Source organism: Mesorhizobium sp. B2-5-13 (genome assembly GCF_006440535.1).
GTDB classification, from domain to species: Bacteria; Pseudomonadota; Alphaproteobacteria; order Rhizobiales; family Rhizobiaceae; genus Mesorhizobium; species Mesorhizobium salmacidum.
Window position 1 is genome coordinate 30,643 of the sequence record NZ_VFUI01000025.1, and the last position, 22,178, is coordinate 52,820.

A 22,178-nucleotide genomic window follows, 5' to 3' on the forward strand; every position below is an offset into this window, starting at 1 on the left:
CTATCCGTTTTCCCGAGCAGGGCTCTTGGCCTGCGCTTGGCGCGGCAATAGCACTAATGCATGCCGGCCAAAACCATAAAGCATGCCATGGCGTGCTTTATGGCAGGCTTCTTGCGAGCCAAAGTCCCAGAAACAGGGCAATGATCGCGCCAATGACGCTTGCAAGCGCGTAACCGAACGCAGGCAGCGTGGCTCCCCGTTCCCACAGCGCCGCGAAATCGAGCGAAAAGGCGGAAAAAGTGGTGAAGCCGCCAAGGATGCCGGTGGCGACGAATAGCCTGAGCTCGTTCGATCCGCCGCGGCGCGCCAAAATGGCGATGAACAGGCCCATCGCAAAGGAGCCGATGATGTTGATCGCCATCGTTCCCCAGGGATAATTGGGGCCGACAAGGCGCAGCGCGCCCATACTGGTCAAATGGCGGATGCCGGCACCGATGCCGCCGCCGACCATAACGAGAAGCAGATTGAACATGGAAGTTTACTGCCTCACACGGTAGCCTCGGTCAATGCCGATCGACCGTCACCACTCAGGCGTTGTCCAGCCTGGATATTTCTTCCTGAATTCGCCATACAGGGCATCGATTTCCGGTTTGCTGACCGGACGCATCTGCTCGTAAAGATAGCCGGTAACGTTGCCCGACAGCCGGTATTCCGCAATGCGTCTGTATGCGGCTCCGATGCCTTTCCCCTGAACAATGTATTGCGCAGGCATTGTAATGCAGATCTGCGCACCCGGCTGCAGGTGGGTCACTGGCGGATCGGTTACAACAATATATCTGGACTTCAACGGCTCCACGCGGAATTGGTCGCGACTGTCAACCTGGCAAGACAAGGTAAGGTGGGGAAAAAGATCGGGATTCATAACAAACAGCAGCGAATCACTCATCACCGAGCTTGAGGCGAATACGGAGAAACGGTCCCCGGATCTAGTTTTGTTGACGAGATCATCAACGAGGCGTTTATATTCTTCTAAATTGTCAAGCCGAAGAGGGAGCGTTGCTTCCCTGGCGAAGACGAAGCTGACCGGCGACAGCCACTGGCGGCCGACCGGAAAAAGGGTACCGAAATACGCAAATCCGGCGACAATGGCTATGGCGACGGTTGACCATCGCGATCTCAGCGCCGGCATTGAAACGATGGCAACGATTGCCTGGGCGTATGCAGGAAAGAGCCAAAGAAAAAGTGGCATCGAATGATGCCGATCCAGGTCCTGCGTGCGGGTAAAAAGAAGAAACGTGAGTATGGAGGCCACGACGCAGAACAGGGAAAAATTATTGCGACGTATGATAGAGTAGTAAATTCCTACAAAAATCAGCAGCCAGTTCACGTAGCTGAGACGAGATTCTATTTGGTCGACTTGGGAGACGAAGGTCGTCCTGTATCCGCTGTAAAGGTCGCTATAGCTGGTTCCCAGGATCCTGGCGATCAGGGGCAGCTGGAAATTCCATGCAGTTCCAAGAATAACGAGAATTGCACAGGCACCTCCTAACACGGCTTTCCAGAGCGTCGGGATGTTTCGGTCCTTCGCGACCTGCAACAGGCAAAAGAACGCCGCGGAGAGCATTATCCCCATCGCACCATATGCATACCAACGGCGCAGCATGAACGCAGACCACAGACACACGCCGACGCAAATCCCGCTGATCACCGGCTCGCGGGTCAGGAACTTTGACCTCCAAAGAAAATACGTTGCCGCGGCAAGCGTGAAACAGCCGGCAATATCAGGTAACCCGCGAAGCGTCGCCGCCCAGAACGGAGTGTAGAGAAAGGCAGCAATCCAGACGGAGACCCAGCCTCGGGACGGCGACGTCTTGGAGACAGCCTCCAGGTAGCTCATTCTCGCTATGAAAAGGACTGTGGGAACCAGATAGACCGTGACTATTCCGATGATGAATGGAAGCCTTGAACCTCCAAAAAGCACATAGAACGGCAGCAACGGCACCAAAATTGCCAAACCGTAATCATCCGTCTGGAGAGACAGGCCCAATCGATTCAGGCACTTGAGAGGGCTCTCAACCAAGAGAGCACCGAGCTGATTAAATCCGTTGAAATAAGCAATAAAGTCCCAGTAATAGACTTTCTCTTCAAGATTTAAATAAACGACGCACAAGGAGATTCCTATCAATGCGCTACAGAGATAGGTCCCGACCCAAAATCGGAATGCTTTGTTCTCCGTCAACCGACCCACCCAAGGAAGCACAGTGAAGAAACAGGTATTTAAACGCATTGGCGCCGCCAGCGTGGTGGATACGCTAAAAAAATTACCGCTTGGATAAATTTTCAGAGACAGGATCTCATAAGATCCAATGTTCAAAATGCATACTAAGATGGTGCGAGCGGCCACCAAAATGCCGCTCCTTGCGCAGGAAGCGGCTGCGCTGCCGGCGGACCAGGCAGCTTCAGCCGCTCTTCAGATCAGGTGGTTTTCGGCTTTGTGGAGCCGATCATCTTCCAGTTCTTGTAGAACATCGAATTGATGCGCTCGACGCTCACCGAGACGACCGCAAGCATGCCAGCGATCAGGCGAGGCACCGGGGACGGCCTGATAATATCCATGAACACGCAGTAGCGGCGGCCATCATATTCGTTGACCGAGCGATGCAGCAGCGTGTCGTCGAAAATGAACTGCGGATTGTCGTACCAGTAGTTCTTGACATTGCCGCATTCGACGAAAATCTCAGCTTTCACCGGGATCAGATTGTAGAGGATGCGCAGGCTGAGCCGCAGCGGCCCGAAATGCCAGGAGGTCGATTCGCGCTTGCTGAAGACGGAAACGGCGATCGTCTTGATGTATTTGAAATCCTTGTTGAATTCCTCGACGTTGTCTATCCTGTGCTTGCCGTACCACTGGTAGACATACATGCCGCGCCGGCCGGCGCCGAAATTGGCGTCGATATCGGCGATGATCTCATCCTTGCGCGCCTTGAAGACATCAAGGACCTCGTTGACCTCACGCTGATAGTCGGCGGGAAACTGCTCCAGCTTCCACACGCCCGGATTTCTGTAGCACAGAAGATCGACCAGCAGGTTGAAGGGTGAGAGCAACCAGGTGAAAAGCCCGTTGCCAAGGAAGTAGCCGCTGAACAGCGCCAGATCCTTCCTGTCGTTGCGCAGCACATCGATCAGACCACAGACGATGAAGATCGTCGTCAGGATCGGTATGAAATAGAAGCCAAGGGCAAGAATCGGGATGGCAATAGCGAATTTGCGAAGCGATTTGCGAAGGGTTTTTGTCATTTTTCCACGCGCGATGCGCGATCCTGTTGCGAATGAGATGCCCAAATCATGGCAACGGCCACCGCCCGACCGTGCGCCTTGATAAGGTTTTTTGGGTCACCGCACAACGGCCATGGTATCCGGCCGGGCTGGCTGCCTGGTGAAGCCTGCCGGGCTGTCAATGCACCGCCGGCAAGCCAAGCTCGTCCCATTTGTCCCTGGCCACGGGATCGCCGACCAGGAACTCGAAGCCAATGACGCTTTCGCCGTCCTGTGCGAGCTGGCATTTGACCTTAAGACTGTACCAGTTTTTGCGGCTGCGAAAAGCCGCACCATCAGCGGCGATCGTCGTGCCGGTGATCTTTTCCTCGGCGGTTGCGTAGGGCACCACCCGCTCCGGCTGGAAATCCGCATGCCATTGGCGGATCTGATCCATGGCCTCCAGGTTGCAAAGCTGCACCATCCCCTCGTCGGATGCGAAGGTCTTGAGATCGGCGCGCGCCTGGCCTGCTGCGCGGATCGGCCAGGGTCTTGGCCGACAGCATCCTCGTCGGGCGAATCATGGCAAGCGCGGCGGGCGGTTGAGTTTTGGGCGGGTTCGAAGCAGGCGGTGGCTCTGCCGCCCTCGCCTCCGGCACCGCCGCAGCGGCGGAGGCCGGCGGCGGTCTCGCCGATGCCTCGAACTGTTCAGGCGCCAGGATGTTGACCGACACCCGCTCTTCCTCCAGCCGGTTCGGCCGCTTCGGCAACGGCATCAATGCCAGTGTCGCGGCGAACAGTGTATGGAGGACGACCGAAGTTGAAATGCCCCAGGGCGAAGCCTCGTCCCGAAGCGTGACGACCACCGGCTATTCCCGCTCTTTGCGCAGCTTTGCCCAGTAGTCGAGCCGCTTTCTGATATCGCGCTCGAAACCACGCTCGGGCGGATCGTAAAAGGTCTGTCGACCCATCTTTTCGGGAAAATAGTCCTGGCCTGAAAAGGCGTCCGGCTCATCATGGTCGTAACGGTAGCCGGCGCCGTAGTCCTCCTCTTTCATCAGCTTGGTCGGTGCGTTGAGGATATGCTTGGGCGGCAGCAGTGAGCCATGTTCCTTCGCGGCCCGCGTGGCTGCCTTGAAGGCCGTATAGACGGCGTTGGATTTGGGCGCGGTGGCGAGATAAACCGTGGCCTCGGCGAAAGCGAGTTCGCCCTCTGGAGAACCGAGATAGTCATAGGCATCCTTGGCGGCATTGGCGATGACCAGTGCCTGCGGATCGGCAAGCCCGATGTCCTCCATCGCCATGCGTACCAGCCGGCGGCCGAGATAGAGCGGATCCTCGCCGGCATCGAACATGCGCGCGAGATAGTAGAGTGCGGCATCCGGATCCGAGCCGCGCACCGACTTGTGCAGCGCCGAGATCAGGTTGTAATGGCCATCCTGGCCCTTGTCGTAGATCGGCGCACGGCGCTGGACGATGCGCTGCAGCCCTTCGGGATCGAATATCTCGCCAGGCTTGGCGGCACGCCAGACTTCCTCGGCCAGCGTCAGCGATGCGCGCCCGTCGCCATCGCTCATGCGGATGAGCATCGCCCGCGCCTCGTCATCGAGCGGCAGCGCCCTGCCCTCTGTCTCCTCCGCCCGCGTCATCAGCTTGGCGATACTGTCTTCGCCGAGCGAATGGAAGACCATGACCCGCGCGCGCGATAACAAGGCCGCGTTGAGTTCGAAGGACGGGTTTTCGGTTGTGGCGCCGACCAGGACGACCGTCCCATCCTCCATGACGGGGAGAAAAGAATCCTGCTGGGCACGGTTGAAGCGGTGGATCTCGTCAACGAAAAGAAGGGTTTGGCGGCCGTTGGCGCGGCGCAACTTGGCCGCCTCGAACACTTTCTTCAGATCGGCGACGCCGGAAAAGACGGCCGATATCTGCTCGAAGGCAAGGCTGGTCTCGCCGGCGAGCAGCCTCGCCACCGTGGTCTTGCCGGTGCCGGGCGGCCCCCAGAAGATCATCGAGCCCAACGAACCGGAGCCGATCAGCCGGGTCAGCGCGCCATCGGGGCCCGTCAAATGCTCCTGGCCGACGACCTCGCCAAGGTTCTTCGGACGCAACCTGTCGGCCAGCGGCCGCCCGGGCGGCACCTTATCCGGTTCGTCGACGCTGAACAGATCGGCCATGCACTTCCTCAGAGCAATCCCAGGAAAACCGTGAAGCGGTTTTCCGTCCGGAATTGCGTCAAAACAAGGAGCAGATCGGCGTTTCGGCAAAACGCTGATCCGCTGTAAGTTTGAAGCGCGATCCCTTCAGGGGCTCGAACTCAGTAACGCAATACCTGGCGCAGTATCTGCCCACCGCGCTCGACGGTAAAGCGCCACCAGCGCGTATCCTGCTGCGCTACCTGCGCCAGCGTTGCGGCGGTGTCGATGCTGGTGCCGTTGACCTCGCGCACGACGTCGCCCGGCTGGAAGCCGAAATCGGCGGCCGGCGAATCACGGTTGATGTCGATCACGGTCACGCCCTTGAGATCGGTGCGCAGGCCGAGCTTCTGGGCAAGCCGCGGCGACAGTTCCGAGACCTTCGCGCCCGAGAACGGGCTGCGGCCATGCAGCGTCACTTCCGAGGCTTTTGCCCCCTCCGGCGCGCGCTCCAGCGCGATGTCCATCGCCGCCTGCTGGCCCTTGGTCAGGATCGCGAAATTTGCCTTGGTGCCGATCGACAGCGTCGCCATGCGATAGTCCAGCGCCTCGATGCTCTCGACCGGCTTGCCGTTGATCTGCAGCACGACATCGCCCGGCTTCAGCCCTGCCTTGCCGGCGGGACCCGTCGCGTCGACCGAGGAGACCAGCGCCCCGATTGGCTTTTCCATGCCGAGCGATTCGGCGATCTGCGGCGTCACCGCTTCGAATTCGGCGCCGACATAGGGCCGTTCGAAGAAATCGAGGCCGGCCTTGGCGGCATCGGCGAAAGCCCGCACCATATTGGCGGGGATGGCAAACCCGATACCGATCGAGCCGCCGCTGCGGCTGTAGATGGCGGTGTTGATGCCCACAAGTTGGCCGCCCATATTGATCAGCGCACCGCCGGAATTGCCGGGATTGATGGCGGCATCGGTCTGGATGAAATAGCCAGAGTCCGAAACGCCGATATGGCTGCGAGCAAGGGCGGAAACGATACCGCTGGTGGTGGTCTGGCCGACGCCGAAGGGATTGCCGATGGCCAGCACCAGGTCGCCGACCTCGAGCGCGTCGGAATCGCCGATGGCGATGACCGGAAACGGCTTGTCGGACTCGATCTTGAGCACGGCCAGATCGAGCGTTTCGTCCTTGAGCATCACCTTGCTGGCGAATTCGCGGCCGTCGGCGGTCGCCACCTTGACCTCGTCGGCGTCCTTGATGAGATGGAAGTTGGTGACGATGACACCGCTCGGATCGACCAGCACGCCCGAGCCCAGCGAAGACTGCGCGCGCGGCTGGGCGCGGCCGAAAAACTCCTCGAAGAAGGGATCGCCTTCGAAAGGCGAGGTCACCTTGGCCGTCTGCGAGGCATAGACATTGACCACGGCCGGCGCCGTCTGCTTGACCAGCGGCGCGAAGGAAAGCTGGACCTCCTCGCGGCCGAACGGCACGCGCTTGTCCGGGCCGGAAGTGGCATTCTCGCCTTCGACGCCATGCAACAAGTCGGTCAGTACATCGGAGAGCCCCGGATCGGCTGGCTTGGCGGCGTCCTCGGCCAGCGCCTGCCGGACTGCCGGTGCGGCTGCGAACACCATGAAGGCGCAGAGCAGAACAAGGGACAGTTTTTTGGCGCGCATTGCGAATCCTCCAAGCGAGTTCGGGCGCATTGTCCCGACGAATGTGCAAAATGAAAGGCTAAGCCGCTGAAATCCGATTATTTTCGCGGCAATCAACATTTTTGGGTACGACTTGCGCGCGGAATACGAAAAAGGGGCCCGCGGGCCCCTTTAAATCAATCTGGAAAGACGAAACCTTATGCGGCTGCGGCTTCGTCCGTGCCTTCGGCTTCGATGCGGGCGCGGTCGCCGGCGCCCTTGGCCGAGGTGTCGCGGTCGACGAACTCGATGACCGCCATCGCGGCATTGTCGCCGTGACGGAAGCCGGCCTTCATGATGCGCAAATAGCCGCCGTTGCGGGTGGCGTAGCGCGGGGCGATGGTATCGAACAGGCGCTTGACGACGCCTTCATTGCCGATCTGCGCGATCACCTGGCGGCGGGCGTGCAGGTCACCGCGCTTGCCGAGCGTCACCAGCTTCTCGACGATTGGACGCAGGTCCTTCGCCTTCGGCAAGGTGGTGACGATCTGCTCGTGCTCGAGCAGCGACACCGCCAGGTTGGCGAACATCGACTTGCGGTGGCTTATGCTGCGGGCGAAGCGGCGGCCTTTGAAACCGTGGCGCATGGCTCTCTTCCTTCTTCAGTTCAAGAGGCCACGGCCTCTGATGGTTTTCCGCACGACCGTCGGATCGAGCGGCTCACGCCGCCGATCCTTGGAGTTCATGCTCAATATTGGTCTTCGTAACGCTTTGCGAGGTCTTCGATGTTTTCCGGCGGCCAGTCCGGCACTTCCATACCGAGGTGCAGGCCCATCGCCGCCAGAACTTCCTTGATCTCGTTCAGCGACTTGCGGCCGAAGTTCGGGGTGCGCAGCATCTCGGCTTCGGTCTTCTGGATGAGATCGCCGATGTAGACGATGTTGTCGTTCTTCAGGCAGTTGGCCGAACGAACCGAAAGCTCGAGTTCGTCGACCTTCTTGAGCAGCGCCGGATTGAAGGCGAGCTCGGTGACCGCTTCCGCGGCGACTTCCTTCTGCGGCTCGTCGAAGTTGACGAACAGGCCAAGCTGGTCCTGCAGGATGCGGGCGGCGAAAGCCACCGCATCCTCGCCCGAGATCGAACCGTCGGTCTCGATGGTCATGGTCAGCTTGTCATAGTCGAGAACCTGGCCCTCGCGGGTGTTCTCGACCTTGTAGGAGACCTTCTTGACCGGCGAATACAAGCTATCGACCGGGATCAGGCCGATCGGCGCGTCTTCGGCGCGGTTGCGCTCCGCAGGCACATAACCCTTGCCCGTGTCGACGGTGAATTCCATGCGGATTTCAGCGCCTTCGTCCAGCGTGCAGATGACGTGGTCGGGGTTGAGGATCTCGACGTCGCCAACCGTCTGGATGTCGCCGGCCAGAACCGCGCCCGGGCCCTGCTTGCGCACGACCATGCGCTTGGGGCCATCGCCTTCCATGCGGATGGCGATTTCCTTGATATTCAAGACGATGTCGGTCACGTCCTCGCGCACGCCGGCGATGGACGAGAATTCATGCAGAACACCGTCGATCTGCACGGCGGTGACAGCCGCACCGCGCAGCGAAGACAGGAGCACGCGGCGCAGCGCGTTGCCGAGCGTCAGGCCAAAGCCGCGTTCGAGCGGCTCAGCGACCAGCGTGGTCAGCGTCTTCTTCTTCGACGAGAACTCGATCTTGTTCGGCTTGATCAGTTCCTGCCAATTTTTCTGGATCATGATGCTTTCCTTCCGTTGACCCACCACCATCCAATCGTGGCGGGCGACCTGGAATACCGCGGAGGAGCGCCTTGGGCGCTCACGCGGCGTTCGATAAATTGCTTAGACGCGGCGCTTCTTGCGCGGGCGGCAGCCATTGTGCGGGATCGGCGTCACATCACGGATCGAGGTGATGGTGAAGCCAGCCGCCTGCAGGGCGCGCAGCGCCGATTCACGACCGGAGCCCGGTCCGCAGACCTCGACTTCGAGCATGCGCATGCCGTGTTCCTGGGCCTTCTTGGCAACGTCCTCGGCAGCCATCTGGGCGGCGAACGGGGTCGACTTGCGCGAACCCTTGAAGCCCTGGGCACCGGCCGACGACCAGGCGATTGAATTGCCCTGCGCGTCGGTAATGGTGATCATCGTGTTGTTGAAGGTCGAATTGACATGGGCAACGCCCGACGAGATGTTCTTGCGTTCGCGGCGGCGAACACGTGCGGCTTCCTTGGCCATGGTAGTCCTTTCAGTTGATCTCTACACCGCCGTAATGCCAGCGGCTCCACCTGGAAAAGTGAATAGTGAATTGGTGAGTAGTGACGAGGTGCAGGCGTTAACGCCGGTTCTCACTACTCACTAACAGCTACTCACCCCCAATTACTTCTTCTTGCCGGCGATCGACTTGGCCGGGCCCTTGCGGGTACGTGCATTGGTGTGCGTGCGTTGACCGCGAACCGGCAGCGAGCGGCGGTGACGCAGGCCGCGGTAGCAGCCGAGATCCATCAGACGCTTGATGTTCATCGACACTTCGCGGCGCAGGTCGCCTTCGACCTGGTAATCACGGTCGATGGTCTCGCGGATCTGCAGCACTTCCGCGTCGGTCAGCTGGTTGACGCGGCGCTCGGCCGGGATGCCGACCTTGTCGACGATCTCCTGGGCGAACTTCTTGCCAATGCCGTGAATGTACTGAAGCGCGATGACGACGCGCTTGTTGGTCGGAATGTTGACGCCGGCTATACGAGCCATGTTCTTCTCTTCTCCATATGGGCCGGCCAACCCTCAAAAAGGCAGATCCGGCGCTATCCACATTGCCCCGCGTCCGGTGGAGGCCGGCCCTTGCGGGAGTTTCCAGTTCAAAGCAACTGCCTTGCCCTTGCGGGCAAGCAAAATGCGCACCTGATAGGAAGACGGGCCGCCATACCGCAGCGAGCCGCCTCCGTCAAGCTTAATCTTTAAATTCCCTTACCGCGCCTTCGCCGCCGCCGCGACCACAGCTTCGATCTCCGCGGTCACCGCGTCGATACTGGCCATGCCGTCCACGGTCTTGAGCTTGCCCTTGGCGTAATAGTAGCCCGTCAGCGGAGCGGTTTTCTTGTAGTACTCCCGCAGGCGCTCTTCGAACACAGCGGGATTGTCGTCCTTGCGCACCGGCTGGCCAGCCGCCTTGGCATCATCGGCGCGCTTGACGATCCGACCGACCAGGGCCCTGTCGTCGACGACAAGTTCAATGACCGTATCGAGACCAATGCCGCGCTCCGAGAGCATCGATTCGACCGCATCGGCCTGCACCAGCGTACGCGGATAACCATCGAGGATGAAACCCCTGACGCAGTCGGCCTGATCAATACGCTCAGCGACAATGGCGTTGACGATGGTGTCCGAGACCAGCTCGCCGGCATCCATCACCGCCTTGGCGCGCTTGCCGACCTCGGTACCCGCCTGGACGGCGGCACGCAGCATGTCACCCGTCGAGAGCTGGGGTATGCCGTGTTTTTCTACCAGTCTTTGTGCTTGTGTCCCCTTGCCCGCCCCCGGCGGCCCAAGCAAAATCAACCTCATCTGGCTTTCTTCCCCCCGCGCAGCTTCGACTTCTTGATCAGCCCTTCATACTGGTGCGCGATCAGGTGACCCTGAATCTGCGCAACCGTATCGAGCGTGACACTGACCACGATCAGAAGCGATGTGCCACCAAGGTAGAATGGTACGCCAGTCGCCGAGATCAGGAACTCCGGCAGCAGGCACACCAGCACCAGGTAGATGGCGCCGACGACGGTGATGCGGGTGAGAACGTAATCGATGTAGTCGGCGGTGCGCTCGCCCGGGCGGTAGCCCGGGATGAAGCCCGAATGCTTCTTGAGCTGGTCGGCGGTGTCCTTCGGATTGAAGACAATCGCGGTATAGAAGAAGGCGAAGAACACGATCATCGCCGCGTAGAAAGCCATGTAGAGCGGCTGGCCGTGGCCGAGCGAGGCCAGGATGGTGCTCGCCCAGGCCGGCATGTTGGTCGTCTGCGAGAAGCCGGCGACGGTGGCCGGCAGCAGGAGCAGCGACGACGCGAAGATCGGCGGGATGACGCCCGACGTGTTGAGCTTGAGCGGCAGGTGCGAGGTATCGCCCTGGAACATGCGGTTGCCGACCTGGCGCTTCGGATACTGGATCAGCAGGCGGCGCTGCGCGCGCTCGAAGAAGACGATGAGCGCGATGACGACAATGGCCAGCACGATGATCGCCAGGATCAGGCCGGTCGACAGCGCGCCGGTGCGGCCAAGTTCCAGCGTGCCGGAAATGGCACGCGGCAGGCCGGCGACGATGCCGGAGAAGATGATCAGTGAAATGCCGTTGCCGATGCCGCGCGCGGTGATCTGTTCGCCAAGCCACATCAGGAACATGGTGCCGCCGACCAGCGTGACGACGGTCGAGAGGCGGAAGAACATGCCGGGATCATTGACGATGCCGTTACCGTTCTCCAGCCCGACCGAAATGCCGTAGGCCTGCACCAGCGCTAGGAGCACGGTGCCGTAGCGCGTGTATTGGTTGATGACCTTGCGGCCCTGCTCGCCCTCCTTCTTAAGCCCTTCCAGCGAGGGAATGACCGAGGTCATCAGCTGCATGATGATGGAGGCGGAGATATAGGGCATGATGCCGAGCGCGAAGATCGCCATGCGCTGCACGGCACCGCCGGCGAACATGTTGAACATGCCGAGCACGCCCTTGCTCTGCGAGGAGAAAGCCTGGGCGAAGGCGTCGGGATTAATGCCGGGAAGCGGGATGTAGGTGCCGAGCCGATAGACGAGCAACGCGCCGATGGTGAACCAGATGCGCTTCTTCAGGTCCTCCGCCTTGGCGAAGGCCGAGAAATTCAGATTCGAGGCTAGTTGTTCAGCAGCCGAAGCCATGCCTGATTCTCCGCTTGGTAACGCTTGATGGCCCGTGGGGTCAGGCGGTGCGTTTCACCGAAACTCACGAGATAAGCTCCGGGCTGTAAACATGCAAGCGGCCGCGTTGACGCGGCCGCTAAATTGAGCAGATCAAAGCGCGATCGAAAGCAAAAAGCGAATGCCACACTTGCCGACCGCGCTTCAAATTGCCGTTACTCGGCAGCTGCCTTTTCCGGTAGCTTGACCGAACCACCGGCCTTTTCGATCTTCTCGATCGCGGCCTTGGAGGCGCCGGCGACGTCGAAGGCAAGCTTGGCCTTGAGTTCGCCGTCGGACAGCACGCGCACGCCATCCTTGACGCGACGGATGACGCCGGCGGCGACAAGCGTTTCGGCCGTCACGGTTGCCTTGACGTCAAGCTTCTTGGCATCGACGGCTTCCTGGATGCGGGCCAGCGAGACGACAACGAAGCTCTTGGCGAAGATGTTGTTGAAGCCACGCTTCGGCAGGCGCCGGTAGAGCGGCATCTGGCCACCCTCGAAGCCGTTGACGGCAACGCCGGAGCGCGCCTTCTGCCCCTTGACGCCGCGACCGGCGGTCTTGCCGGAACCTGAGCCGATGCCACGGCCGAGACGCTTCTTGGAGTGCGTCGCGCCGTCCTTGTCACGCAGATCGTTGAGTTTCATCTTGCTTCTCCTGCGCTTTGGCTCAGCCCTCGTCCACGACGCGGACGAGATGCTGGACGGCAGCGATCATGCCGCGCACGGAGGGCGTATCCTCCAGCGTGCGCTGCTTGTGCATCTTGTTGAGGCCGAGGCCGACCAGCGTCGCGCGCTGTTCCTTCGGACGGCGGATCGGCGAGCCGATCTGCTCAACAGTGATGGTCTTGGTTGCTTTCTTGGCCATGGTCAAAATCCCTGGTCAGGTCGACTATTCTTCAGCCGCAACGGCGGTGCCGCGGCGGGCCTGAAGGGTCGAATACTTGATGCCGCGCGCCGCAGCCACATCCTTGGGATGCATCTGGCTCTTCAGCGCGTCGAAGGTGGCGCGAACCATGTTGTAGGGGTTCGACGAACCCATCGACTTGGCGACCACGTCATGCATGCCGAGCGTCTCGAAGACGGCGCGCATCGGGCCGCCGGCGATGATGCCGGTACCCTGCTTGGCGGCGCGCAGCAGCACGCGCCCCGCACCCCAGCGTCCTTCGACGTCGTGATGCAGCGTGCGGCCCGAGCGCAGCGGCACGAAGATCATGTCGCGCTTGGCCGATTCGGTTGCCTTGCGAATGGCTTCCGGCACTTCGCGCGCCTTGCCGTGACCAAAGCCGACACGGCCCTTCTGGTCGCCGACGACGACGAGTGCGGCGAAGCCGAAGCGGCGGCCACCCTTGACGACCTTGGCGACGCGATTGATGTGGACGAGCTTGTCCACCATGCCGTCATCGCGCTCTTCACGCTCGCGGCCGCGGCCGCCTTCCCTACGTTCCTGTGCCATATCCTGTTCCTTGTTCTTTTCCGGAAGCACGGGTTGCTGATTGCTGATGCCGCTTTTGGGTCATCAGCGGTGAACTTCTCCTTTGCATGATCTTGTCCGAAAAGTCTGCAACTTTTCGGGATCATGCATTAGAAGCTGAGACCGCCTTCGCGGGCAGCCTCGGCCAGCGCCTTGACGCGGCCGTGATAGATGTACGGGCCACGGTCGAAGACGACTTCCTTGACGCCGGCCTTGGCGGCGCGCTCGGCGATCAGCTTGCCGATCGCGGCGGCGGCGGCGGTGTCGGCGCCGGTCTTGAGTGAACCCTTGAAGTCCTTCTCGAGCGTCGAGGCGGCAGCGATAGTGTGCCCCTTGGCGTCGTCGATCACCTGGACGTAGATGTTCTTCGATGTGCGGTGCACAGAAAGGCGCGGACGCTCGCCGGCGACTTTCTTGATCTGGCGGCGGACGCGTTGCGCACGGCGCTGGATAGCTTCCTTGGTACCCATGATGTCTTCCTTGCCTTCAAAAAACGGGGGCCGCCATATGCGGCAGGCGAAGCGCCTCCCGCGACCGCTCCCCGCGGCGTTACCACTTCCGTGGCCTGGCCCTGTCCGAAAAGTCTGCAACTTTTCAGGGCCAAGCAGACTACTTCTTCTTGCCTTCCTTGCGGACGATCTTCTCGCCGGCGTAACGGACACCCTTGCCCTTGTAGGGCTCGGGACCGCGGTATTCGCGGATTTCCGCGGCAACCTGGCCGACCTGCTGCTTGTCGATGCCGGCCACGGTGATTTCGGTCGGCTTGGGCACGGTGATCGTGATGCCGGCCGGCGTCTCGTAGACGACATCATGGCTGAAGCCAAGAGCCAGCTGCAGGTTCTTACCCTGCAAGGCAGCGCGATAGCCGACGCCGGTGATCTCGAGCTTCTTCTCGAAGCCGTCCTTGACACCCTGCAGGATGTTGACGATCTGCGTGCGCGACATGCCCCACTTGGAGCGAGCTGTCTTGGTCTGGTCGCGCGGCTGGACAGCGATCTCGCTGCCTTCCATCTTGACCAGCACTTCGTCGTTCACCACGAACTTCAGCTCGCCCTTGGGGCCCTTCGCCGTCACGGTCTGGCCGTTGACGGTCGCGGTCACGCCCTGCGGCAGCGAAACGGGTTTCTTTCCAATACGAGACATTTTGTTGTCCTCGTCACTTCTCTTGTTTCAGGTCTCTGTCTTCGGAACGATCCGAAGACCGGATTCCAATTTGCGGTGAGCTGCCAGATCAGAAGATCTGGCAGAGGATCTCGCCGCCGACGTTCTGCTCGCGTGCTTCGTGGTCGGCCATCACGCCCTTCGGCGTCGAAAGGATGGCGATGCCGAGGCCGTTGGCGACGTGCGGGATCGACTTGGCCGAAACGTAAACGCGGCGGCCGGGCTTCGAAACGCGGGCGATTTCGCGCACGACCGGAGCACCGTCGAAATACTTCAGCTCGATTTCGATCTCGGACTTGCCGTTGTCGAAGTCGGTCTGGCTGTAATCGCGGATATAGCCTTCAGCCTTCAGCACGTCGAGGACGCGGGTGCGCAGACGCGAGGCCGGCGTCGAGACACTCGACTTCTTGCGGCCATAGGCGTTGCGGATGCGGGTCAGCATATCGCCGAGAGGATCGCTCAATGACATGTTATGTCCTCCTTACCAGCTCGACTTGACCAGGCCCGGGATCTGGCCGTTATTGCCGAGGTCCCGAAGCGCGATGCGCGATACTTTGAGCTTGCGATAGTAGGCACGCGGACGGCCGGTGACTTCGCAGCGGTTGCGGATGCGGATCTTGGCCGAGTTGCGCGGCAGGGCAGCAAGCTTCAGCTGAGCGCGGAAGCGCTCTTCCATCGGCTTGGACTGATCCATGATGATCGCCTTCAGCGCGGCGCGCTTGGGACCGTACTGGTCGGCAAGCTTGCGGCGCCTGTTGTTCTTCTCGACTGAGCTGGTCTTTGCCATTTCAGATTTTTCCTTTTCTCGCTGCCGTTACTGGCGGAAGGGGAAGTTGAAAGCCTTGAGCAAAGCCCTGGCTTCGTCGTCCGTCTTCGCAGTCGTACAAACGATGACGTCCATGCCCCAGATCTGATCAACCTTGTCGTAGTTGATCTCCGGGAACACGATGTGTTCCTTGATGCCCATGGCGTAGTTGCCACGGCCATCGAAGCTCTTCGGATTCAATCCGCGGAAGTCGCGGACGCGCGGCAGCGCAATGTTCACGAGGCGATCGAGGAACTCGTACATGCGTTCCTTGCGCAGCGTGACCTTGGCGCCGATCGGCATCTTCTCGCGAACCTTGAAGCCCGCGATCGAATTGCGGGCGCGGGTCACGACGGCCTTCTGGCCGGCGATCATCGCCAGGTCCTCGGCCGCGACCGAAGGCTTCTTCGAATCGGCGGTCGCTTCGCCCACACCCATGTTCAGCACGATCTTGTCGATGCGCGGAACCTGCATCTCGTTGTCGTAGCCGAATTGCTCCTGCAGCGCCTTGCGGATGGTCTCGTTGTAGACCTGCTTGAGGCGCGGCGTGTTGTTGGCAGTCGCCTGCTTGGTTTGAGCCTTAGCCATTGATGACTTCTCCCGAGCGCTTGGCGACGCGCACCTTCTTGCCGTCCTTCTGGAAGATGAAACCGACGCGGGTCGGCTTGCCATCCTTCGGGTCGGCCAGCGCGATGTTCGACAGCTGGATCGGCGCTTCCTTGGTGATGATCCCGCCCTCTTGGGACTGGGACTGCTTCTGGTGACGACGGATCATGTTGACGCCGCGCACCAATGCGGTGTCATCCTTCGGCTGAACCGAGAGGACTTCGCCCGAACGGCCCTTGTCCTTGCCGGCCAGCACGACGACCTTGTCGCCTTTTCTAATCTTTTGCATTGGTCCGGCTCCTTACAGCACTTCAGGCGCGAGCGAGATGATCTTCATGTGGTTCTTGGCGCGGAGTTCGCGCGGAACCGGTCCGAAGATACGCGTGCCGATCGGCTCTTTCTTGTTGTCGACGAGAACGGCCGCGTTCTTGTCGAAACGGATCACGCTGCCGTCCGGGCGGCGGATGTCCTTGGCCGTGCGAACCACGACCGCCTTCATCACGTCGCCTTTCTTAACGCGGCCGCGCGGAATGGCTTCCTTGATCGACACCACGATGATGTCGCCCACGGAAGCGTATTTCCGCTTCGAGCCGCCCAGCACCTTGATGCACATGACACGACGCGCGCCGGAATTATCCGCCACGTCGAGGTTTGTTTGCATCTGAATCATGACTGGCCGCCTTCTTCTTTTCTAACGGGACGGGCTCGAAGCCCCTCCCCGGTCTGTCCAAAATTCGTTGTTTACGCCCGGAGGTCAGGCTTGGTCCGAGGACACGACGATCCAGCGCTTGTCCTTGGAAATCGGCTTCGATTCCTGGATGAACACCTGATCGCCGACCTTGTGGGCGTTGTTCTCGTCGTGCGCCTTGTACTTCTTGGTCATGCGCACGGTCTTCTTCATCACGGGATGCGTGAAGCGCCGTTCGACCTTGACGACAACCGTCTTCTCGTTCTTGTCGCTGACGACGGTGCCCTGCAGAATGCGCTTTGGCATGGTTTTCGTCCTTAAGCCTTCTTGGCCGCGGACTTTTCCGCAGCGATGGTCTTGATACGCGCAATGTCCTTGCGAACCTGCCTCACGCGCGCGGTCTTCTCGAGCTGGCCGGTGGCCTTCTGGAAGCGCAGGTTGAACTGCTCCTTCTTCAGGCTGGCCAGGTCGTCGGTCAGCTGGTCCTGGGTCTTGGTCCGGATGTCTTCGGCTTTCATGATCAGCCCGTCCTTATTCTGCGATGCGCTGTACGAAGCGCGTCCTGACCGAGAGCTTGGCCGCGCCGAGACGCAGCGCCTCACGGGCGGTTTCTTCATTGACGCCATCGATCTCGAACATGATGCGGCCCGGCTTGACGCGCGCCGCCCAGTAGTCGACCGCGCCCTTGCCCTTGCCCATGCGGACTTCGGTCGGCTTCGACGTGACCGGCACATCCGGGAAAATACGGATCCACACGCGGCCGGCGCGCTTCATTTCGCGAGTGATCGCGCGGCGGGCCGCCTCGATCTCACGCGCGGTGACACGGTTCGGCTCAAGCGCCTTCAGCCCGAAACCACCGAAATCCAGGTTGGTGCCGCCCTTTGCGGTACCATGGATACGGCCCTTGAACTGCTTGCGGAACTTTGTGCGCTTTGGCTGCAGCATCGTTCTAACTCCAAATTCCTAAATGTCTCAGGCGTTTTCGCGACGACGACCGCGTTCGCGATCACCACCACCGCCATGCGCAGCATCACCCTCGGTCGCACGACGCTCCGAAGCCATCGGATCGTGCTCGAGGATTTCGCCCTTAAATACCCAGACCTTGACGCCGCAAATGCCGTAGGCCGTATTCGCCTCGGCCGTGCCGTAGTCGACATCGGCGCGCAGCGTATGCAGCGGCACGCGACCTTCACGGTACCATTCCATGCGCGCGATCTCGGCGCCGCCAAGGCGGCCGGCGCAGTTGATGCGGATGCCTTCGGCACCGAGGCGCATGGCCGACTGCACGGCACGCTTCATGGCGCGGCGGAACGCGATGCGACGCTCGAGTTGCTGGGCGATCGACTGGGCGACCAGGGTCGCGTCGATTTCCGGCTTGCGCACTTCGACGATGTTGAGGTGCGTCTCGGACTTCGTCATCTCCATCAGCTTCTTGCGAAGCTTCTCGATGTCGGCGCCCTTCTTGCCGATGATCAGACCCGGGCGCGCGGCATGGATGGTGACGCGGCACTTCTTGTGCGGACGCTCGATCACGACCTTCGAGATCGCGGCCTGCTTGAGCTCCTTCTCAAGATACTTGCGGATCTTAATGTCCTCATGCAGCAGCTTGCCGTACTCGCCGGTGTTCGCGAACCAGCGCGAATCCCAGGTGCGGTTGATGCCGAGGCGAAGACCGATCGGATTGACTTTCTGGCCCATTATGCGGCCTCCCCTTTTTCTTCGACTTCACGAACGACGATCGTGAGGTGCGAGAACGGCTTCTCGATACGGCTGGCGCGACCACGGCCACGAGCGTGGAACCGCTTCATGACGATTGACTTGCCGACATAGGCTTCCGCCACGATCAGAGCATCGACGTCGAGGTCGTGGTTGTTTTCCGCGTTGGCGATTGCCGATTCCAGCGTCTTCTTGACCGTGCCGGAAATCCGCTTGGCCGAGAATTCGAGATCGGAAAGCGCTGTCGCGACCTTCTTGCCGCGGATCAGCGCGGCAACCAGGTTCAGCTTCTGCGGGCTGATACGGATCGTGCGCAACACGGCGCGCGCTTCGTTGTCAGCAAGCCTGCGCGGAGCTTTGGCCTTGCCCATGATTATTTCCTCTTCGCCTTCTTATCCGCGCCGTGACCGTAATAGGTCCGCGTCGGAGCGAATTCACCGAACTTGTGACCGACCATGTCCTCGTTCACCGAGACGGGAACATGCTTCTGGCCGTTGTAGACACCGAAGGTGAAGCCGACGAACTGCGGCAGGATGGTGGAGCGACGGCTCCACATCTTGATCACCTCATTGCGACCACCTTCACGAACCTTGTCCACCTTCTTGAGAAGGTAGCCGTCGATGAAGGGGCCTTTCCAAATAGAACGAGTCACTTGGCGTTACCTCTTCTTAGCTCTTGCGCTGATGGCGCGAGCGCAGGATGAACTTGTCGGTCGCCTTGTTGGACCGCGTCTTCTTGCCTTTGGTCGGCTTGCCCCACGGGCTGACCGGATGGCGGCCACCGGAGGTGCGGCCTTCGCCGCCGCCGTGCGGATGGTCGACCGGGTTCATGGTCACGCCGCGATTGTGCGGACGCTTGCCACGCCAAACCGTGCGGCCGGCCTTGCCATCGTTGATGTTGCCGTGGTCCGGATTGGACACGGCACCGACGGTGGCCATGCAGGAGCCGTGAACGACACGCTGTTCGCCCGAGTTGAGGCGCAGGATCGCCATACCCTGGTCGCGGCCGACCAGCTGGCCGTAACCACCTGCCGAACGGGCGACCTGGGCGCCCTTGCCGGGCTTCAGCTCGATGTTGTGGACGATGGTGCCGACCGGCATCGAGGCCAGCGGCATCGCATTGCCCGGCTTCACGTCGACCGCTTCGCCTGCCACGATCTTGTCGCCGGGAGCCAGACGCTGCGGAGCGATGATGTAGGACAGCTCACCATCATCATACTTGATCAGCGCGATGAAGGCGGTGCGGTTCGGATCATATTCGATGCGCTCGACCGTGCCGACAACGTCGAACTTGCGACGCTTGAAGTCGATAATGCGATACGAACGCTTGTGACCGCCGCCGATGAAGCGGGCGGTGATGCGGCCGTGATTGTTGCGACCGCCCGATTTGGTCAGGCCTTCGGTCAGGCCCTTGATGGGCTTGCCCTTGTAGAGGCCCGAGCGGTCGACGATGACCAGCTGGCGGGTGCTCGGCGTTATCGGGTTGAATTTCTTAAGTGCCATTGTCCTGTCCTCGCGGCCTTGCTCAGAGACCCGTCGCGACGTCGATCGACTGGCCGTCGGCCAGCGTCACGATCGCCTTCTTGACGTCGCTCTGGCGGCCGATCGTGCCGCGGAAGCGCTTGATCTTGCCCTTGCGGACAAGCGTGTTCACGGCCATCACCTTGACGCCGAACAGCGCTTCGACGGCGGCCTTGATTTCCGGCTTCGACGCCTTCTTGGCGACGTTGAAGACGACCTGGTTCTGCTCGGAGGCCATGGTCGACTTTTCGGTGATCGCCGGCGAGACGATCACGTCGTAGTGACGAAGGTCGGTCATTTAAAGCGCTCCTCGAGAGCCTCGACGGCGGCCTTCGAAAGGACCAGCGTGCCGCGGCGCAGAATGTCGTAGACGTTGATGCCCTGGATGGGCAGCACGTCGATGTTAGGGATGTTGGTGGCTGCCAGCTTGAAGTTCTTGTCAAGCTCGGCACCGCCAATCACCAGGGCGTTGGTCAGGCCCAGCGTCGCGAAATTCGCGATCAGCGCCTTCGTCTTGGCCTCGGTCAGCTTCAGCTCGTCGATGATGATGATCGACGCGCTCTTGGCCTTGGCCGAGAGAGCATGCTTGAGGCCAAGCGCACGAACCTTCTTGGGCAGTTCATGCTCGTGGCTGCGAACGACCGGGCCGTGGGCCTTGCCGCCGCCGCGGAACTGCGGAGCGCGTGCCGAGTGGTGACGGGCGCGGCCCGTACCCTTCTGCTTGTACATCTTGGCGCCGGTGCGCGCGATTTCGGCGCGGCCCTTTGCCTTGTGCGTGCCCTGCTGCTTCTTGGCAAGCTGCCAGCGCACGACGCGCTGGAGGATGTCTTCGCGCGGATCAAGGCCGAAAATTCCATCGGAAAGTTCCAGCTTGCCGGCGTCTTTACCGCCGAGCGTTGTGATCTTGAGATCCATTATTCCGCTCCCTCTGTGGCCGGAGCCTCGTTCTTCGCAGCCGCCGCAACAGCGCGGATCGCGGCGGGCTTCGGCGCATTGGCCGGCAGCGCCACCTTGGCCGCGTCGCGGACCAGGATCCAGGCGCCCTTCGATCCGGGAACCGCACCGCGGATCAGGATCAGGCCGCGGTCGGCGTCGGTCGAGACGATCTCGACATTCTGCGTGGTGACGCGGGTGTCGCCCATGTGGCCAGCCATATGCTTGCCCTTGAACACCTTGCCAGGGTCCTGACGCTGGCCAGTCGAACCGTGAGTACGGTGCGAGACCGAGTTACCGTGCGTGGCACGGCCACCACCCATGTGGTGGCGCTTGATGACGCCCTGGAAACCCTTGCCGATCGTCGTGCCCGTCACATCGACCTTCTGGCCGGCGACAAAGTGCTCGACGGTGATCTCGGCGCCAACATCGATCATGTTGTCGGCGGAGACGCGGAACTCGGCAACCCTCGCCTTCGGCTCGACGGAAGCGGTCGCGAAATGGCCGCGCATCGCCTTCGACGTGTTCTTCACCTTGGCGAGGCCAACGCCGAGCTGAACGGCGGTGTAGCCATTCTTCTCCTGCGTGCGCTGTGCCACGACCTGGCAGTTCTCCATCTGGAGAACGGTGACGGGAACATGTTCCCCGGCATCATTATAGATGCGGGTCATTCCCACCTTCTTTGCAATCACACCTGAACGCATCGGTTCAATTCCTTTAGAGTTCCGGGCCAGGGACACCGCCCCCTACCGCGCTCTCATTCCCTTAGAGCTTGATCTCGACGTCGACGCCGGCGGCCAGATCGAGCTTCATCAAAGCATCGACGGTCTGCGGGGTCGGATCGACGATGTCGAGCAGACGCTTGTGCGTGCGCATCTCGAACTGCTCGCGGCTCTTCTTGTCGACGTGAGGCGACCGGTTGACCGTGAACTTTTCGATCCGCGTCGGCAGCGGAATGGGCCCGCGGACGTTTGCACCGGTGCGCTTGGCCGTCGACACGATTTCCTTCGTCGAGGCGTCGAGCACGCGGTGGTCAAACGCCTTCAGGCGGATGCGGATATTCTGTCCGTTCATGCGTCACTTCCTTGTTCTGGCGCGGCGCGGGCAACTGCGGCGCCCGCGACAGATCGGTTTAAGTCCAAATTACTCTTTGATGGTGACGACGATGCCGGCACCGACGGTGCGGCCGCCTTCACGGATGGCGAAGCGCAGCTTCTCTTCCATGGCGATCGGCACGATCAGCTCGACATCGACCGTGATGTTGTCGCCGGGCATCACCATCTCGGTGCCTTCCGGCAGCGACACGATGCCGGTCACGTCGGTCGTGCGGAAGTAGAACTGCGGACGGTAGTTGGTGAAGAACGGCGTGTGACGGCCACC

At 61.0% G+C, this 22,178-nt stretch carries 33 protein-coding genes and 1 pseudogene; all 34 read right to left on the reverse strand.

Annotated elements, in window-relative coordinates:
• Positions 1-97 precede the first annotated feature (97 nt).
• Positions 98-472, reverse strand: a complete 375-nt coding sequence (crcB, locus tag FJ434_RS26280) for a fluoride efflux transporter CrcB (RefSeq protein ID WP_140752471.1) — start codon at positions 470-472, stop codon at positions 98-100.
• Between the two features lie 48 nt (positions 473-520).
• Entirely contained in the window at positions 521-2,344 is a 1,824-nt protein-coding gene (locus tag FJ434_RS26285) for a hypothetical protein (protein ID WP_246678413.1), read from the reverse strand.
• 71 nt (positions 2,345-2,415) lie between these two features.
• Positions 2,416-3,237, reverse strand: coding sequence for an aspartyl/asparaginyl beta-hydroxylase domain-containing protein (locus FJ434_RS26290; protein WP_181166124.1), 822 nt, complete (start codon positions 3,235-3,237; stop codon positions 2,416-2,418).
• A 157-nt stretch (positions 3,238-3,394) separates the two neighbouring features.
• Positions 3,395-3,652, reverse strand: a complete 258-nt coding sequence (locus FJ434_RS26295) for a DUF930 domain-containing protein (protein WP_246678414.1) — start codon at positions 3,650-3,652, stop codon at positions 3,395-3,397.
• Positions 3,653-4,064: 412 nt separating this feature from the next.
• Entirely contained in the window at positions 4,065-5,372 is a 1,308-nt protein-coding gene (locus FJ434_RS26300) for a replication-associated recombination protein A (RefSeq protein WP_140752473.1), read from the reverse strand.
• Between the two features lie 140 nt (positions 5,373-5,512).
• Positions 5,513-7,006, reverse strand: a complete 1,494-nt coding sequence (locus FJ434_RS26305; protein WP_140752475.1) for a DegQ family serine endoprotease — start codon at positions 7,004-7,006, stop codon at positions 5,513-5,515.
• 176 nt (positions 7,007-7,182) lie between these two features.
• Positions 7,183-7,611 (reverse strand): 50S ribosomal protein L17, encoded by a 429-nt coding sequence (gene rplQ / locus FJ434_RS26310; RefSeq protein WP_027145580.1) that lies wholly within the window; start codon positions 7,609-7,611, stop codon positions 7,183-7,185.
• 101 nt (positions 7,612-7,712) lie between these two features.
• Positions 7,713-8,723 carry a DNA-directed RNA polymerase subunit alpha gene (locus tag FJ434_RS26315; RefSeq protein WP_006205443.1) on the reverse strand — a complete coding sequence of 337 codons (1,011 nt, stop codon included), beginning with the start codon at positions 8,721-8,723 and terminating at the stop codon, positions 7,713-7,715.
• 102 nt (positions 8,724-8,825) lie between these two features.
• Positions 8,826-9,215 (reverse strand): 30S ribosomal protein S11, encoded by a 390-nt coding sequence (gene rpsK / locus FJ434_RS26320; RefSeq protein WP_006205444.1) that lies wholly within the window; start codon positions 9,213-9,215, stop codon positions 8,826-8,828.
• 141 nt (positions 9,216-9,356) lie between these two features.
• Positions 9,357-9,725: a 30S ribosomal protein S13 gene (gene rpsM, locus FJ434_RS26325; protein WP_006205445.1), complete on the reverse strand. Its 369-nt coding sequence runs from the start codon at positions 9,723-9,725 to the stop codon at positions 9,357-9,359.
• Positions 9,726-9,941: 216 nt separating this feature from the next.
• A complete protein-coding gene (locus tag FJ434_RS26330; protein ID WP_140752477.1) occupies positions 9,942-10,538 on the reverse strand; it encodes an adenylate kinase in 597 nt (198 codons plus the stop codon).
• Positions 10,535-11,875 carry a preprotein translocase subunit SecY gene (gene secY, locus FJ434_RS26335; protein WP_027145578.1) on the reverse strand — a complete coding sequence of 447 codons (1,341 nt, stop codon included), beginning with the start codon at positions 11,873-11,875 and terminating at the stop codon, positions 10,535-10,537. Before secY ends, FJ434_RS26330 begins: the two co-directional genes overlap by 4 nt.
• A 194-nt stretch (positions 11,876-12,069) precedes the next feature.
• Positions 12,070-12,543 (reverse strand): 50S ribosomal protein L15, encoded by a 474-nt coding sequence (gene rplO, locus FJ434_RS26340; protein ID WP_140505214.1) that lies wholly within the window; start codon positions 12,541-12,543, stop codon positions 12,070-12,072.
• Positions 12,544-12,565: 22 nt separating this feature from the next.
• Positions 12,566-12,763: a 50S ribosomal protein L30 gene (rpmD, locus tag FJ434_RS26345; RefSeq protein ID WP_006205449.1), complete on the reverse strand. Its 198-nt coding sequence runs from the start codon at positions 12,761-12,763 to the stop codon at positions 12,566-12,568.
• A gap of 24 nt (positions 12,764-12,787) precedes the next feature.
• Positions 12,788-13,351 carry a 30S ribosomal protein S5 gene (gene rpsE, locus FJ434_RS26350; protein WP_032933400.1) on the reverse strand — a complete coding sequence of 188 codons (564 nt, stop codon included), beginning with the start codon at positions 13,349-13,351 and terminating at the stop codon, positions 12,788-12,790.
• Between the two features lie 128 nt (positions 13,352-13,479).
• Positions 13,480-13,839: a 50S ribosomal protein L18 gene (rplR, locus tag FJ434_RS26355; protein ID WP_140752479.1), complete on the reverse strand. Its 360-nt coding sequence runs from the start codon at positions 13,837-13,839 to the stop codon at positions 13,480-13,482.
• A gap of 139 nt (positions 13,840-13,978) precedes the next feature.
• Positions 13,979-14,512 (reverse strand): 50S ribosomal protein L6, encoded by a 534-nt coding sequence (rplF, locus tag FJ434_RS26360; protein ID WP_013895694.1) that lies wholly within the window; start codon positions 14,510-14,512, stop codon positions 13,979-13,981.
• A gap of 88 nt (positions 14,513-14,600) precedes the next feature.
• On the reverse strand, positions 14,601-14,999 hold the full coding sequence (gene rpsH, locus FJ434_RS26365) for a 30S ribosomal protein S8 (RefSeq protein WP_006205453.1): 399 nt from the start codon (positions 14,997-14,999) through the stop codon (positions 14,601-14,603).
• Between the two features lie 12 nt (positions 15,000-15,011).
• A complete protein-coding gene (gene rpsN, locus FJ434_RS26370) occupies positions 15,012-15,317 on the reverse strand; it encodes a 30S ribosomal protein S14 (RefSeq protein ID WP_010909282.1) in 306 nt (101 codons plus the stop codon).
• 27 nt (positions 15,318-15,344) lie between these two features.
• Positions 15,345-15,923 carry a 50S ribosomal protein L5 gene (gene rplE / locus FJ434_RS26375; protein WP_032935916.1) on the reverse strand — a complete coding sequence of 193 codons (579 nt, stop codon included), beginning with the start codon at positions 15,921-15,923 and terminating at the stop codon, positions 15,345-15,347.
• Complete coding sequence (rplX, locus tag FJ434_RS26380) at positions 15,916-16,230, reverse strand: 50S ribosomal protein L24 (protein ID WP_006205456.1); 315 nt, start codon at positions 16,228-16,230, stop codon at positions 15,916-15,918. The genes rplE and rplX overlap by 8 nt, the downstream gene beginning before the upstream one ends.
• A gap of 12 nt (positions 16,231-16,242) precedes the next feature.
• Positions 16,243-16,611 (reverse strand): 50S ribosomal protein L14, encoded by a 369-nt coding sequence (rplN, locus tag FJ434_RS26385; protein WP_006205457.1) that lies wholly within the window; start codon positions 16,609-16,611, stop codon positions 16,243-16,245.
• A gap of 84 nt (positions 16,612-16,695) precedes the next feature.
• Positions 16,696-16,935: a 30S ribosomal protein S17 gene (gene rpsQ / locus FJ434_RS26390; protein ID WP_010909280.1), complete on the reverse strand. Its 240-nt coding sequence runs from the start codon at positions 16,933-16,935 to the stop codon at positions 16,696-16,698.
• Between the two features lie 11 nt (positions 16,936-16,946).
• Positions 16,947-17,147: a 50S ribosomal protein L29 gene (rpmC, locus tag FJ434_RS26395; protein ID WP_006205459.1), complete on the reverse strand. Its 201-nt coding sequence runs from the start codon at positions 17,145-17,147 to the stop codon at positions 16,947-16,949.
• Between the two features lie 13 nt (positions 17,148-17,160).
• Entirely contained in the window at positions 17,161-17,574 is a 414-nt protein-coding gene (gene rplP, locus FJ434_RS26400; RefSeq protein WP_006205460.1) for a 50S ribosomal protein L16, read from the reverse strand.
• Positions 17,575-17,601: 27 nt separating this feature from the next.
• Positions 17,602-18,327 carry a 30S ribosomal protein S3 gene (gene rpsC / locus FJ434_RS26405; RefSeq protein WP_013895697.1) on the reverse strand — a complete coding sequence of 242 codons (726 nt, stop codon included), beginning with the start codon at positions 18,325-18,327 and terminating at the stop codon, positions 17,602-17,604.
• Positions 18,327-18,716 carry a 50S ribosomal protein L22 gene (gene rplV / locus FJ434_RS26410; RefSeq protein WP_006205462.1) on the reverse strand — a complete coding sequence of 130 codons (390 nt, stop codon included), beginning with the start codon at positions 18,714-18,716 and terminating at the stop codon, positions 18,327-18,329. The genes rpsC and rplV overlap by 1 nt, the downstream gene beginning before the upstream one ends.
• A 2-nt stretch (positions 18,717-18,718) precedes the next feature.
• Positions 18,719-18,997, reverse strand: a complete 279-nt coding sequence (gene rpsS, locus FJ434_RS26415) for a 30S ribosomal protein S19 (RefSeq protein ID WP_006205463.1) — start codon at positions 18,995-18,997, stop codon at positions 18,719-18,721.
• Positions 18,998-19,013: 16 nt separating this feature from the next.
• Positions 19,014-19,847: a 50S ribosomal protein L2 gene (gene rplB, locus FJ434_RS26420; protein WP_140505210.1), complete on the reverse strand. Its 834-nt coding sequence runs from the start codon at positions 19,845-19,847 to the stop codon at positions 19,014-19,016.
• A gap of 22 nt (positions 19,848-19,869) precedes the next feature.
• Positions 19,870-20,163 (reverse strand): 50S ribosomal protein L23, encoded by a 294-nt coding sequence (locus FJ434_RS26425; RefSeq protein WP_010909275.1) that lies wholly within the window; start codon positions 20,161-20,163, stop codon positions 19,870-19,872.
• Complete coding sequence (rplD, locus tag FJ434_RS26430; protein ID WP_140505208.1) at positions 20,160-20,780, reverse strand: 50S ribosomal protein L4; 621 nt, start codon at positions 20,778-20,780, stop codon at positions 20,160-20,162. Before rplD ends, FJ434_RS26425 begins: the two co-directional genes overlap by 4 nt.
• Positions 20,780-21,502 (reverse strand): 50S ribosomal protein L3, encoded by a 723-nt coding sequence (gene rplC / locus FJ434_RS26435; RefSeq protein ID WP_140752481.1) that lies wholly within the window; start codon positions 21,500-21,502, stop codon positions 20,780-20,782. Before rplC ends, rplD begins: the two co-directional genes overlap by 1 nt.
• Before the next feature lie 61 nt (positions 21,503-21,563).
• Entirely contained in the window at positions 21,564-21,872 is a 309-nt protein-coding gene (gene rpsJ, locus FJ434_RS26440; protein ID WP_010909272.1) for a 30S ribosomal protein S10, read from the reverse strand.
• Between the two features lie 69 nt (positions 21,873-21,941).
• Positions 21,942-22,178, reverse strand: a pseudogene (tuf, locus tag FJ434_RS26445) (elongation factor Tu); the annotation flags it as partial.

Bases quoted from the DNA above. Each gene is read 5' to 3' on its own strand.
- rpsN (WP_010909282.1), bottom strand. From the start codon at position 15,317: ATGGCAAAGACCAGCTCAGTCGAGAAGAACAACAGGCGCCGCAAGCTT.
- crcB (WP_140752471.1), bottom strand. From the start codon at position 472: ATGTTCAATCTGCTTCTCGTTATGGTCGGCGGCGGCATCGGTGCCGGC.
- FJ434_RS26330 (WP_140752477.1), bottom strand. From the start codon at position 10,538: ATGAGGTTGATTTTGCTTGGGCCGCCGGGGGCGGGCAAGGGGACACAA.
- secY (WP_027145578.1), bottom strand. From the start codon at position 11,875: ATGGCTTCGGCTGCTGAACAACTAGCCTCGAATCTGAATTTCTCGGCC.
- rplC (WP_140752481.1), bottom strand. From the start codon at position 21,502: ATGCGTTCAGGTGTGATTGCAAAGAAGGTGGGAATGACCCGCATCTAT.
- rplB (WP_140505210.1), bottom strand. From the start codon at position 19,847: ATGGCACTTAAGAAATTCAACCCGATAACGCCGAGCACCCGCCAGCTG.
- FJ434_RS26290 (WP_181166124.1), bottom strand. From the start codon at position 3,237: ATGACAAAAACCCTTCGCAAATCGCTTCGCAAATTCGCTATTGCCATC.
- rpsK (WP_006205444.1), bottom strand. From the start codon at position 9,215: ATGGCCAAGGAAGCCGCACGTGTTCGCCGCCGCGAACGCAAGAACATC.
- FJ434_RS26300 (WP_140752473.1), bottom strand. From the start codon at position 5,372: ATGGCCGATCTGTTCAGCGTCGACGAACCGGATAAGGTGCCGCCCGGG.
- rplO (WP_140505214.1), bottom strand. From the start codon at position 12,543: ATGAAACTCAACGATCTGCGTGACAAGGACGGCGCGACGCACTCCAAG.
- FJ434_RS26315 (WP_006205443.1), bottom strand. From the start codon at position 8,723: ATGATCCAGAAAAATTGGCAGGAACTGATCAAGCCGAACAAGATCGAG.
- rplN (WP_006205457.1), bottom strand. From the start codon at position 16,611: ATGATTCAGATGCAAACAAACCTCGACGTGGCGGATAATTCCGGCGCG.
- rpsJ (WP_010909272.1), bottom strand. From the start codon at position 21,872: ATGAACGGACAGAATATCCGCATCCGCCTGAAGGCGTTTGACCACCGC.
- rpsQ (WP_010909280.1), bottom strand. From the start codon at position 16,935: ATGCCAAAGCGCATTCTGCAGGGCACCGTCGTCAGCGACAAGAACGAG.
- rpsE (WP_032933400.1), bottom strand. From the start codon at position 13,351: ATGGCACAGGAACGTAGGGAAGGCGGCCGCGGCCGCGAGCGTGAAGAG.
- rpmC (WP_006205459.1), bottom strand. From the start codon at position 17,147: ATGAAAGCCGAAGACATCCGGACCAAGACCCAGGACCAGCTGACCGAC.
- rplP (WP_006205460.1), bottom strand. From the start codon at position 17,574: ATGCTGCAGCCAAAGCGCACAAAGTTCCGCAAGCAGTTCAAGGGCCGT.
- rplV (WP_006205462.1), bottom strand. From the start codon at position 18,716: ATGGGCAAGGCCAAAGCTCCGCGCAGGCTTGCTGACAACGAAGCGCGC.
- rpsH (WP_006205453.1), bottom strand. From the start codon at position 14,999: ATGTCATTGAGCGATCCTCTCGGCGATATGCTGACCCGCATCCGCAAC.
- FJ434_RS26305 (WP_140752475.1), bottom strand. From the start codon at position 7,006: ATGCGCGCCAAAAAACTGTCCCTTGTTCTGCTCTGCGCCTTCATGGTG.
- rpmD (WP_006205449.1), bottom strand. From the start codon at position 12,763: ATGGCCAAGAAAGCAACCAAGACCATCACTGTTGAGCAGATCGGCTCG.
- rplF (WP_013895694.1), bottom strand. From the start codon at position 14,512: ATGTCTCGTATTGGAAAGAAACCCGTTTCGCTGCCGCAGGGCGTGACC.
- FJ434_RS26425 (WP_010909275.1), bottom strand. From the start codon at position 20,163: ATGACCGACCTTCGTCACTACGACGTGATCGTCTCGCCGGCGATCACC.
- FJ434_RS26295 (WP_246678414.1), bottom strand. From the start codon at position 3,652: ATGGATCAGATCCGCCAATGGCATGCGGATTTCCAGCCGGAGCGGGTG.
- rpsC (WP_013895697.1), bottom strand. From the start codon at position 18,327: ATGGGCCAGAAAGTCAATCCGATCGGTCTTCGCCTCGGCATCAACCGC.
- rplE (WP_032935916.1), bottom strand. From the start codon at position 15,923: ATGGCTAAGGCTCAAACCAAGCAGGCGACTGCCAACAACACGCCGCGC.
- rplD (WP_140505208.1), bottom strand. From the start codon at position 20,780: ATGGATCTCAAGATCACAACGCTCGGCGGTAAAGACGCCGGCAAGCTG.
- rplQ (WP_027145580.1), bottom strand. From the start codon at position 7,611: ATGCGCCACGGTTTCAAAGGCCGCCGCTTCGCCCGCAGCATAAGCCAC.
- rplX (WP_006205456.1), bottom strand. From the start codon at position 16,230: ATGCAAAAGATTAGAAAAGGCGACAAGGTCGTCGTGCTGGCCGGCAAG.
- rpsM (WP_006205445.1), bottom strand. From the start codon at position 9,725: ATGGCTCGTATAGCCGGCGTCAACATTCCGACCAACAAGCGCGTCGTC.
- rplR (WP_140752479.1), bottom strand. From the start codon at position 13,839: ATGGGTACCAAGGAAGCTATCCAGCGCCGTGCGCAACGCGTCCGCCGC.